Source organism: Streptomyces sp. NPDC005808 (assembly GCF_042871385.1).
Classification (GTDB): Bacteria; Actinomycetota; Actinomycetes; order Streptomycetales; family Streptomycetaceae; genus Streptomyces.
Genome location: NZ_JBIAIK010000018.1, coordinates 144767 through 156451 on the forward strand (window position 1 = coordinate 144767; position 11685 = coordinate 156451).

General features: G+C 70.2%; 8 protein-coding genes and 1 tRNA gene. 5 read left to right on the forward strand and 4 right to left on the reverse strand.

Going from position 1 to position 11685, the window contains the following annotated elements; translation table 11 throughout:
* Positions 1-119 precede the first annotated feature (119 nt).
* On the forward strand, positions 120-821 hold the full coding sequence (locus ACFYPC_RS31960) for a FadR/GntR family transcriptional regulator (protein ID WP_391889727.1): 702 nt from the start codon (positions 120-122) through the stop codon (positions 819-821).
* Between the two features lie 3 nt (positions 822-824).
* Here the strand turns inward: ACFYPC_RS31960 and ACFYPC_RS31965 are convergent, their stop codons facing one another.
* The 3 genes from ACFYPC_RS31965 to ACFYPC_RS31975 all read right to left on the reverse strand — a co-directional run bounded on the left by ACFYPC_RS31965 (position 825) and on the right by ACFYPC_RS31975 (position 6564).
* Entirely contained in the window at positions 825-1211 is a 387-nt protein-coding gene (locus ACFYPC_RS31965) for a YchJ family protein (RefSeq protein WP_391889728.1), read from the reverse strand.
* A 20-nt stretch (positions 1212-1231) separates the two neighbouring features.
* Positions 1232-2611 carry a M1 family metallopeptidase gene (locus ACFYPC_RS31970; RefSeq protein WP_391889730.1) on the reverse strand — a complete coding sequence of 460 codons (1380 nt, stop codon included), beginning with the start codon at positions 2609-2611 and terminating at the stop codon, positions 1232-1234.
* Positions 2612-2688: 77 nt separating this feature from the next.
* Positions 2689-6564, reverse strand: a complete 3876-nt coding sequence (locus ACFYPC_RS31975; protein ID WP_391889732.1) for a Pls/PosA family non-ribosomal peptide synthetase — start codon at positions 6562-6564, stop codon at positions 2689-2691.
* A 624-nt stretch (positions 6565-7188) separates the two neighbouring features.
* Here ACFYPC_RS31975 and ACFYPC_RS31980 point away from each other — a divergent pair.
* A complete protein-coding gene (locus ACFYPC_RS31980; protein ID WP_391889733.1) occupies positions 7189-8400 on the forward strand; it encodes a N(5)-(carboxyethyl)ornithine synthase in 1212 nt (403 codons plus the stop codon).
* An 84-nt stretch (positions 8401-8484) separates the two neighbouring features.
* Here the strand turns inward: ACFYPC_RS31980 and ACFYPC_RS31985 are convergent.
* Positions 8485-8569 (reverse strand) — tRNA-Leu (locus tag ACFYPC_RS31985).
* Positions 8570-8756: 187 nt separating this feature from the next.
* Between ACFYPC_RS31985 and ACFYPC_RS31990 the strand changes: the two genes are divergently transcribed.
* From ACFYPC_RS31990 to ACFYPC_RS32000, 3 genes are all read left to right on the forward strand, one after another.
* Entirely contained in the window at positions 8757-10082 is a 1326-nt protein-coding gene (locus ACFYPC_RS31990) for a M20/M25/M40 family metallo-hydrolase (protein ID WP_391889736.1), read from the forward strand.
* Positions 10083-10259: 177 nt separating this feature from the next.
* Positions 10260-10493 (forward strand): chaplin ChpH, encoded by a 234-nt coding sequence (gene chpH, locus ACFYPC_RS31995; RefSeq protein WP_365434825.1) that lies wholly within the window; start codon positions 10260-10262, stop codon positions 10491-10493.
* 198 nt (positions 10494-10691) lie between these two features.
* Positions 10692-11504, forward strand: a complete 813-nt coding sequence (locus tag ACFYPC_RS32000; RefSeq protein ID WP_391889738.1) for a chaplin family protein — start codon at positions 10692-10694, stop codon at positions 11502-11504.
* Positions 11505-11685: the final 181 nt, after the last annotated feature.

Consider the following 11685-nt stretch of genomic DNA (forward strand, 5'->3'; position numbering starts at 1 on the left):
CGAGCCCGGGACATCCGATGCCGACGACACTGAAACCCATTAGGTAAGACAAATTCAAGAGTCTGTGACATATAAGTCTGACTTTTTGTTCCGAGCGTCGGACTCGTACGCTGGCCCCCATGAGCACACGGGGCCGGGGCCTGCACGAACACGTACTGGGGATCCTCGGGCCGGCGATCACCGCGGGCGAGTACCCGCCCGGCAGCGTTCTGCGCACGGACGAACTCGCGCAGCGCTTCGAGGTCTCGCGTTCCGTGATGCGCGAGGCGGTGCGCGTCCTGGAGTCCATGCACCTGGTCGAGTCCCGCCGCCGCGTCGGCGTGACGGTCCTCCCCAAGGTCGAGTGGAACGTGTACGACCCTCAGGTCATCCGCTGGCGGCTGGCCGACGCCGACCGTCCCCACCAGCTGCGTTCGCTCACCGTCCTGCGCTCCGCCGTCGAACCGATCGCCGCAGGCCTCGCCGCCAGGCACGCCACCGCCGCGCAGTGCGCCGAGCTCACCGAATGCACCCTGGGCATGGTCGCCAACTCACGCGGCCATCAGCTGGAGGGCTATCTCGTCCACGACATCGCCTTCCACCGGGTGATCCTCAACGCCTCGGGCAACGAGATGTTCGCCCGGCTCGGCGATGTAGTCGCCGAGGTCCTGGCGGGCCGCACTCACCACGAGGTCATGTTCGAGGACCCCGACCCCGCGGCCGTCACCCTGCACGTCCAGGTCGCGGAGGCCGTCCGGGAGGGCGACGCCGCCCGCGCCGAGGCGCTCACCCGCGAGATCACGGCGGGTGCGCTCCAGGAGCTGGACGTACTGGCGCCGTAACGGCTACTCGATGAAGTCGCCGTCCACGTACACCCACGCGCCCTCGAACCGCTCGAAGCGGCTGCGCTCATGCAGCGAGCCGCCTCGGTAGGAGGCCCGAAAGGTCACGGTCCCCACCGAGTGGAACGCGGACCCATCGCCCGTCTCCAGGACCTCCAGACCGGTCCACCGCATCCCGGGATCGAAGTCGAGCGACGAGGGCCGGGTACGCGGATGCCAGGTCCGCAACAGGTACTGCTCGTCCCGCCGTACGAAGGCGGTGTACCGCGACCGCATCAGCGCCTCGGCGGTCGGCGCGGCCGCGGCCCCGGAGTGATAGCGCCCGCAGCACCGCTCGTACGCCTGGGGCAACCCGCACGGGCAGGAGCGACCGGTCGTGGCTGTCGTCATGGCTGCGAAACTCACCGCCTCTACGCCGAGTCGGCGTTGGTGGGCGGATACGTGGGCCGCGCCGGAAGCAGGGTCTGCGGTGACGGCAGCGGAGGGAGCGCCGTCTTGTACAGCCACGCCGCGAACAGGTCGTCCAGGGGTTCGGCCGCGAAGCGGGTGACATGCGCGGTGAAGACCGCCGTCGTGACGGCGCCGCCCCGGTGCTGGGTGGCCCAGCCGCGCAGCATCCGGAAGAAGGCGTCGTCGCCCATCGCGCAGCGCAGCGCGTGCAGGACCAGCCCGCCGCGCTCGTAGAGCCGGTCGTCGAACATCAGCTTGCGCCCCGGATCGGCCAGGCACAGATCCTGCGGCAGCGAGGACAGCTTCCGGTGCGCGGCGGCGGCGAGTTGATGTGCCCCGCGACCTCCGGAACGCTCCGACCACAGCCACTCCGCGTACTTCGCGAACCCCTCGTTCAGCCAGATGTGCCGCCAGTCCGCGATGGACACGCTGTTGCCGAACCACTGGTGCGCCAGCTCGTGCGCGACCAGCCGCTCCGAACCCCGCGCGCCGTCCACGTGGTTGGCGCCGAACAGCGACAACCCCTGTGCCTCGACGGGGACATCGAGCTCCTCCGCCGTCACCACCACCGCGTACTCGCCGAACGGATACGGCCCGAAGAGGGTTTCGAACAGCTCCATCATCGCGGGCTGCCGCGCGAAGTCCCGGGAGAACTCGGCGAGCAGGTCCGCGGGCAGATGACCGGTCTGCGGCACACCGCCGAGGCCGGGGTCGCCGAGCAGCACCGTCTGGTACTTCCCGATCGAGAGACCGACCAGATAACTCGACGTCGGCGCCGACTGCTCGTAGACCCAGGTGGTCGTCGAAGCCCTCGTCGTACGGGTCAGCAGCCGGCCTCCGGCCACCACGGAGTACGAGGACGGCGTGGTGACCGAGATCTGGTACGAGGCCTTGTCCGCCGGACGGTCGTTGCACGGGTACCAGGAGGGTGAGCCGACCGGCTGGCTCGCCACCAGCGCCCCGTCCTCCAGCTCCTCCCAACCGATGCCGCCCCAGGGGCTGTTCACCGGCTTGGGATTGCCGGCCCAGTGCACCTCGACGGTGAAGGCGACGCCGGCCCGGATCGGCTTCGGGGGCCGGACGCGCAGTCTGCCGCCGCGGTGTGTGTAGTGCGTCGCCTTGCCGTCGACCCGGACCCGGCCGATCCGGAAGTCGGCCAGGTTCAGCTGGAATTCGGTGAGCGGGGAGCGGCCCGCTATGGCGTTGAGCCGCGCGGTGCCGGAGAGCCGGTTCGGGCCAGGGCGGTAGTCCAGCGCGAGTTCGTACCGGTGCACCCGGTAGCGGGGATCACCGTTGGCCGGGAAGTACGGGTCCGGTGCCACTGTCTGCTGAACGCTCACTGCTGCGTCTGCTCCCTGCCCTGTGCTCGTACGACATGCCGGTACACCGCCCTTCGTATCCGATCCGGCCATCTCTTCTATGAACGCCATGACTCAATCGGGTTGCCCAGCCAGCGGGTGTCGTCGGGTACGGACTCCGCCGCCATCACCAGCGACGCGGGACCCAGTGTGGAACGGGCCCCCACAGTGCTGCCGGGCAGGACGATTCCGCCCGGGCCCAGGGTGGCGCCCTCACGGAGGACAACAGTATCCGTCCGCAAGATCCGGTCGTGGAAGAGGTGAGTCTGCAGGACGCAGCCTCGGTTCACGGTGGAGGCGTCGCCCAGTGTCACCAGATCCGTCTCGGGCAGCCAGTAGCTCTCCACCCAGGCGCCCTTGCCGATCCGGGCACCGAGCCCGCGCAGCCACGCCGTCATCAGCGGCGTACCCGGCACGGAACCGGCCAGCCACGGCACGGCCACCACCTCGACGAAGGTGTCCGCAAGCTCGTTGCGCCACACGAAGCTGCTCCACAGCGGGTGCTCTCCCGCCTTGTGCCGGCCCACGAGCACCCACTTCGCCACGATGGACAGCACGCACGCGAGCACACCCGCCGCGAGCAGCACCACCCCGGCGAGCGCCCAGGCCCAGTCCCCCAGCGCACTCAGCGCGGCCACGGTCAGCACGGCGAGGGCCGCCGAGCAGAACACCGGCACGATCCGGCACAGCTCCACCAGACCGCGTGCCCACAGCAGATGAGCGGGCGGGTCGTACGTACGGCTCTGATCGCCGCCCTGTGTGGCACGCGGCAGCTTCATCGGCGGCAGCCCCAGATAGGAGCTGCCCTTCTTCGCCTTCTTCGGCGTCGCCGACAGCACCCCGACCAGACCGCCGTCCGGCACACTGCGTCCCGGAGCGGTCATCCCGGAGTTGCCGAGGAACGCCCGGCGCCCGATCTCGGCCCGCCCGATCTTCACCCAGCCACCACCGAGCTCGTACGGCGCGGTGAGCGTGTCGTCGGCGAGGAACGCGCCCTCACCGACGGTGGTGAGACTCGGCAGCGCGAGCACGGTGGACACCTCGGCGCCCCGCCCGATCTTCATGCCGAGCAGCCGCAGCCACACCGGCGTGATCAGCCCGGCGTACAGCGGGAACAGCGTGTCGCGTGAGCGGTCCATCAGCTGCGTGACCGTCCAGGCCTGCCAGCCGACCCTGCTGTGCGTGGGATACGTGCCCGCGCGCAGCCCCAGACTGAGCAGCCGTACGGCGATCAGGAGCAGCAGCGCGTACGCGAGCCCGAAGGCGAGTGTCGCCGGCACCAGGGCCACCGCGGCGCCGCGCAGCGCCTCGCCGAGCCCGGCGTCCGCGCTCACGAACACATGGGCCACAAGGAGCGCGGCAAGGCCCGCGACCAGCGGCAGCGCGGACAGCGCGAAACCCGTCACGCCGTACATCACGCGCCAGTACGTGCCACGCGCAGGCCGCTCCTTGGGCCAGGCCCGCTTGGCCTTCCCGAGCTTGACGGCGGGCGCTCCGGCCCAGCGCTGCCCGGTCGTGACGTGCCCCGCCACGGCGGAACCGGGGGCCACCTCGGCCCGCTTGCCCACTCGCGCACCGGGGAAGAGCAGGCTGCGGGTGCCGACCACGGCGTGCGCGCCCACCTTGACCGGACCGATCTCCAGCCGGTCACCGTCCAGCCAGTACCCCGACAGGTCGACCTCGGACTCGATGGCAGCGCCCCGGCCCAGCTTGAGCATGCCGGTCACCGGCGGCAGCGAGTGCAGATCCACGTCGGGGCCGATTTTGGCGCCCAGGGCACGCGCGTACCGCTCCAGCCAGGACCCGGTCAGCGAGGTCGCGCCACTGAACTCGACCAGCCGCTCGGCCGTCCACAGCCGCAGATGCACACTCCCGCCGCGCGGATGACGGCCGGCCCGCACGCCCCGCAGCAGCAGCCGCGCACCGCCCGCTGCGATCGCGAGCCGCCCCGGCGGGCTGAAGAGGACGAGGGCCCCGGCGCCGACGAGCCACCACGACGCGGTCGGCGCCCACGGGTAGGGCCCGAACCAGTGAGTCACGTTCCCGAGCGCGGTCAGCGCCACCGTCCAGCGCAGTCCCATCAGGGTGAACAGTGGGATCAGCAGCAGGAGCTGGGCCGCCTTGGTCCGCAGCGGCACGGGCGCGATGACCCGCTCGGCGCTGTCGTCCTGTGAGGACTCCTCCAGGTGCCGGGCCAGCTTGCGCAGGGTGGGCTGCTGGTAGATGTCGAGGACGGCCGCGCTGGCGTAACGGGTGCGCAGTCGCGTGGTGAGCTGGGCGGCGGCCAGGCTGCCGCCGCCGATCGCGAAGAAGTCGTCGGACGCGGTGGCGACGGGGATGCCGAGCACCTCGCTCCACTGCTCGGCGAGCCAGGCCTCGGTGCCGTACAGCTGCTCCTTCGCGCCGCCGGTCTCCAGGTTCTCCAGCGGCCAGGGCAGCGCGTTGCGGTCGACCTTGCCCGACGTCCGGGTCGGCAGGTCGTCCACGGGCGCGAGCAACGGGACCAGGGCCGCGGGCAGTTCGGCGCGCAGCTTCTCGACGGCCGTGGCCTGGTCCCAGCCGTCCTGGGTGACGACATAGCCGACGAGCAGCTGGTTGCCGCTGCGCGCGGTCCGTACGGCGGCCGCGGCGCCCGCGACACCGGGCAGTGCCTGCAGAGCGGCGTCCACCTCGCCGAGCTCGATGCGCCGTCCGCCGAGCTTGATCTGCTCGTCGGCCCGGCCCAGGAAGATCAGCCCTTCGGGCTCCGCCTTGACCAGGTCACCACTGCGATAGGCGCGCTCCCAGCCGAGCGACTCCAGTGGCGCGTACTTCTCGGCGTCCTTCTCCGGGTCGAGGTAGCGAGCGAGTCCCACCCCGCCGATGACGAGCTGCCCGCTGCCGCCCATCGCGACGGGCTCCCCGGCCTCGTCGACGACGGCCAGTTCCCAGCCGTTCAGCGGCAGCCCGATCCGGATCGGTTCCTCGCCGGTCATCAGGGAGGCGCAGGCCACGACGGTCGCCTCGGTGGGGCCGTAGGTGTTCCACACCTCACGCCCCTCGGTCACCAGCCGCTGGACCAGCTCGGGCGGACAGGCCTCGCCGCCGAAGATGAGCAGCCGGACCTCGTTGAGCGCCTCCGGCTCCCAGAGCGAGGCCAGCGTCGGGACCGTCGAGACGACGGTGATCTCCTGCTCGACCAGCCAGGACCCCAGGTCCGCGCCGCTGCGCACCTGGGAACGCGGCACGGGCACCAGACAGGCCCCGTACCGCCAGGCCAGCCACATCTCCTCGCAGGAGGCGTCGAAGGCGACGGAGAGGCCTGCCATCACCCGGTCGCCGGGCCCGATCGGGTCCTCGGTGAGAAAGAGATCCGCCTCGGCGTCGACGAAGGCGGCGGCACTGCGGTGACTGACGGCGACGCCCTTGGGCCTGCCGGTGGAGCCGGAGGTGAAGATGATCCAGGCGTCGTGCTCGGTGCCGGGGCGCCCGGCGGGCGTCTCGCTCCTGCCGGTGACGGTCAGCTCGTGCCCGGCCCCCACGACCGCACGTACCTCTGCCTCGCCGAAGACCAGCTCGGCCCGCTCGTCCGGGTCCTCGGCGTCCACCGGTACATAGGCGGCACCGGCGGCCAGTACGGCGAGGATGGCGACGTACAGGTCGTTGGTTCCGGAAGGAACCCGGACGCCGACCCGGTCGCCCCGCCCGACACCCGCGTCCGCGAGTGCGCGCCGGAGGGTTTCCACCTCGGCGGCAAGCGCGCGGTAGGTGAGGGAGCGCACCCCGTCGTCCAGGGCGGGCTCGTCGGGGTACGCCCTGACAGAGGCGTCGAGAATGTCCACAAGGGTGCGCGGCGAGGCGGCGGAGGAGGCGGAGAAACGCGCCTGCTCACCGAACTCCGCGCGCACCTCCTCGTCGGACAGAGCGAGCGCAGGGCCTTGCTCTAGGGCTGCCATCGGGTCCTCACGTGGTGTGCCCGGAGCGTCCGGGGCGCTGGTGGGCCCGCAGGTACGCCTGGGGATATTCCGGTCCAGCTCCAAACAAGCAGGGAATTTTAGTACGACGCTAGCCGCGTACCTGCACGTCAGCCACGTGAGGAGGCCTTGGGAGGGCCCCGGAACCAATGATTCCGGGTTGCCGCCGGTGCCCTGACGTGGGGGTATGTCATCCTGACGAGATCTGCCCCACATCTTGCCGTAACACGTCGTACGGCAGTGGAATGGGCGTGGTTCCGCTCGGAGTTGGTGACGTCCACTCCGCCGCCCTTCGCACGTCAGCGGGGTTCGAGGGGCCCTCGGGGGAGTACGGTTGGGGGTACCGAGCGCATCCCGCACGCCGTCATCCGTCACAGCGTCGCCCTCGGGGAACGGCAAGGCCGGGGGACATCGCGCCCCGGCGGAAATGAGCCGCCCCATGACTGCTCGCTCGCACTGGCACGCTGAGTTCCGCGTGCCGTTCCCCGCCCTGAGCTAGCGGACTTCTGGTTCACACGGTGCGCGGTCCCACGAGACGCGCCTTCCGTCGGCCGAAACGCGCCGGCGATGACACGAACGACAACAACTCCATGACGAGGAACCCGCATGAGCCGCACGAGCCTGATGAGTCTGGGCGTACTCGCCTCGTCCCGCAAGGAGAACGAGTCCCGACTGCCGCTGCACCCGGGCCACCTCGGCCGGATCGCCTCGGACATACGCGAGAACATCTTTCTCGAACAGGGTTACGGCGAGCGGTTCGGCGTCGGTGACGACGCTCTGCGACCGCTCGTCGCGGGCCTGCGCACCCGAGAACAGCTCATCGCCGAGTGCGATGTGGTGGTGCTGCCCAAACCGACCCACGACGATGTCGCCGAGCTGCGCCAGGGCCAGGTGCTGTGGGGATGGCCGCACTGTGTGCAGGACGACAGGATGACCCAGCTCGCCATCGACCGGCAGCTCACCCTCATCGCCTGGGAGGCCATGAACCACTGGACCTCCACGGGCGCTTTCAGCGTCCATGTGTTCCACAAGAACAACGAACTCGCGGGCTACTGCTCGGTGCTGCACGCTCTGCAGCTCGGCGGGCTGACCGGCAGCTACGGGCGCCGCCTGCGTGCGGTGGTCATCAGCTTCGGCGCCACGGCGCGCGGAGCGGTCACGGGCCTGGGCGCCATGGGCGTCTCCGACGTCACGGTCCTCACCCAGCGCGCCGCGGCGGCGGTGGCCTCGCCGATGCCGTCGGTCGTGATGGGGCACTTCGAGGAGCAGGAGGACGATCCCTCACGGCTGCGGGCGATCACCGCGGCCGGTTCCGCGCCGCTGGCGGAGTACCTGGCCGGGTTCGACATCATCGTCAACTGTGTCCTGCAGGACACCGACGCCCCGCTGATGTTCGTCACCGACGAGGAACTCGCCCTGTTCCGGCCGGGCACCTTCTTCATCGACGTCGCCTGCGACGACGGCATGGGCTTCGAATGGGCCCGCCCGACCACCTTCGGCGAGCCCATGCCCATGGTGGGACAGGGCTGCCACTACTACGGGGTGGATCACAGCCCGTCCCACCTGTGGAACTCGGCCACCTGGGAGATCAGCGAGGCGCTCCTGCCGTACCTGCGCAAGGTCATGAGCGGCCCCGCGGCATGGGAGGCCGACACCACGGTCAGGAAGGCCATCGAGATCCGCGACGGAGTCGTCCGGAACCCGAAGATCCTCTCCTTCCAGCACCGGACGGCCGCCTACCCCCACGCCCGCGAGATCCCGGTCCCGGCTCCGGTGCCGGTCGCGGTGTCGGCCACGGCTCCGGCGCTTTCCAGCTGATGCCCGCGCGGAGTTGACGTACGACGACGAAACGCGAAGGGTGCCGACCAGAACTGGTCGGCACCCTTCGCGTGGAACAACTTGTGTCCGAGGGGGGACTTGAACCCCCACGCCCGATAAAGGGCACTAGCACCTCAAGCTAGCGCGTCTGCCATTCCGCCACCCGGACAAGGTGTCTGTCGCACGGGGCTGCCCCCGCGGCGACAGAGAAAACATTACCAGGCCTCCGAGGGTGTCCGATCACGCCCCGTTCCCGCGTGAACGGCGTGTGACGGGCCGGGTCCGGCCTTGGTCACGGCGGGGGGCGGAGAGAGGATGGAGGGGGACCACCAGCAGTGACAGTGGGAGGAAGCAGCGTGAGCGAGTCGAGCACGGCCAGGGGCGTCTCTGGCGAGGACGAGGTCGTGGACCTCTGTCGCGAGCTGATCCGGATCGACACCAGCAACTACGGGGACCACTCCGGGCCCGGTGAGCGCAAAGCCGCCGAGTACGTCGCCGAGAAGCTCGCCGAGGTGGGACTCGAACCGCAGATCTTCGAGTCGCACCAGGGGCGCGCCTCCACCGTCGCCCGGATCGAGGGCGAGGACCCGTCGCGCCCCGCGCTGCTCATCCACGGCCACACCGATGTCGTACCGGCCAATGCCCAGGACTGGACCCACCACCCCTTCTCCGGCGAGATCGCGGACGGCTGTGTGTGGGGCCGGGGCGCCGTCGACATGAAGGACATGGACGCCATGACGCTGGCGGTCGTACGGGACCGGCTGCGCAGCGGGCGCAAGCCGCCCCGCGACATCGTCCTGGCCTTCCTCGCGGACGAGGAGGCGGGCGGCACCTGGGGGGCGCGGCATCTGGTCGACAAGCACCCGGACCTCTTCGAGGGCGTCACGGAGGCGATCGGCGAGGTCGGCGGGTTCTCCTTCACGGTCAACGAGAACCTGCGGCTCTATCTCATCGAGACCGCCCAGAAGGGCATGCACTGGATGAAGCTGACCGTGGACGGCACCGCCGGGCACGGTTCGATGATCCATCGCGACAACGCCATCACCGAACTGTCCGAGGCCGTCGGGCGGCTCGGGCGGCACAGGTTCCCGGTCCGCGTGACCAAGACGCTGCGGCACTTCCTCGACGAACTCGGCGACGCGCTCGGCACCGAACTCGACCCGGAGAACATGGACGCGACGCTCGCCAAGCTCGGCGGCATCGCCAAGCTCATCGGCGCCTCTCTGCAGAACACCGCCAATCCCACCCAGCTGGGCGCGGGTTACAAGGTGAACGTGATTCCGGGGCAGGCGACCGCGCACGTCGACGGACGTTATCTGCCGGGCTACGAGGAGGAATTCCTCGCCGACCTCGACCGGATTCTCGGCCCGAAGGTGAAGCGCGAGGACGTGCACGCCGACAAGGCGCTGGAGACCACCTTCGACGGCGCTCTCGTCGACGCCATGCAGACCGCGCTGTCCGCCGAGGACCCGATCGCGCGCGCCGTCCCGTACATGCTGTCGGCGGGCACCGACGCCAAGTCCTTCGCCGACCTCGGCGTCCGCTGCTTCGGCTTCGCGCCGCTGAAGCTGCCGCCGGAGCTGGACTTCGCGGGCATGTTCCACGGCGTCGACGAGCGGGTTCCGGTCGATGCGCTGAAGTTCGGCGTGCGCGTACTGGACCGCTTCATTGACGCCTCCTGAACGGGCCCCGGGATGTGGTGAATTGGCCCGCTGAAACGAGACTTCACTATTCGCCAACCTGTGCGGAATCGACTGAGAAGAGTGAATGAGACGATAAGCGCGTAGCCCCATTACTTCCCCCTCGTTACAGGTGATGCGATCCGAAGCTGGGATCGCATTTGCCAACAAGGAGGAATAATGATCAAGAAGATCGTCGCCGCTGCGGCTGCCACCGGTGGTCTCGTTCTCGCCGGTGCGGGCCTGGCCGTCGCCGACTCGGGTGCCCAGGGTGCCGCTGTGGGCTCCCCCGGCGTCGTCTCCGGCAACGTCATCCAGGTGCCGGTTCACATCCCGGTGAACGTCTGCGGCAACACGATCTCGGTGATCGGGCTGCTGAACCCCGCCTTCGGCAACACCTGCATCAACAAGTGACGTTGTGCCTCATCCCATGAGGACCTGTCCCCACCGGGGGCTGTGCTCATGAGGATCTGACTCCATGAGGGTCTGAGTCCGTCGGCCCCGGAGCGCGCGCCATGCGCTCCGGGGCCTACCGGCTTTCCGCGCACGCCTCGGTCGGATGCGTGCGCGTTCCGGATGGTCCAAGCCAAGGGCGAAGGCAGGGATATAGCTATGCGACAGGTCACCCGCAAGGGCCTGATGACCGTGGCGGCGGCGAGTGGCGTTCTCGCCGTCACCGGCGGCCACGCACATGCCGACTCGGGTGCGAACGGCGCCAGTTCGGACTCGCCCGGCGTGCTGTCGGGCAACACGGTGCAGGCGCCGGTGCACGCGCCGGTCAACGCCTGCGGCAACACCGTGAGCGTCGTCGGGCTGCTCAACCCGGCGATGGGCAACAAGTGTGCCAACGAGAGCGGTGGCCGCGGTTCGTCCGGGGGCGGCTACGGGGACGACGGCTCGCACGCCGGGGGAGGCTCGGGGGCCGGCGGGCACGCGAGTGACTCACCGGGAGTCGGCTCGGGGAACCACGTGCAGGTGCCGGTCGAGGTGCCGGTCAACATCTGCGGCAACAGCGTGAACGTGGGCGGAATCGGCAACGCCGTGACGGGCAACGAGTGCGGGAACGGGACGGGCGGCGGTCACTCCACCACCCCGCCCGGCGGCGGACCCGAGACGCCGACCCCGGGCAAGCCGTGGCAGCCGGGGCACCCGGGCGAGCCGGGCACTCCTGGTACGCCGGGTCAGCCGGGCACCCCGGGTCAGCCGGGCAGTCCGGCCGAGCCGGCCGGCTGGGGCGAGCAGAATCCGGGCGGCGCCGCGGCGCACGCGGATCACCTGGGCGCGCGGTCCGTCACCCAGCCGCAGGGGTTCGGGCAGCTCGCTCAGACCGGTGGTGACCTGCCCCTGGGCGCGATCGTCCCGGTGGGCGTCGGCGCACTGCTCGGCGGCGCCGTGCTGTACCGCAGGGCGCGCTCGGCGGCGTAAACGGCACAACTGTGAACCCAACGCCACAAACCTCTCCGCGGTGAGCTGAAACGGGGTGGGGCCCCCCGCGGGGGGGGCCCCCCCCGGTAAAGCGCTTTTTCTTAACCAATCGCGCGCCCCATAACGAATATAAGCGCACCCCCCCGCCCACGGAGCCGTCCGGGGCGCACCACGAAACGAA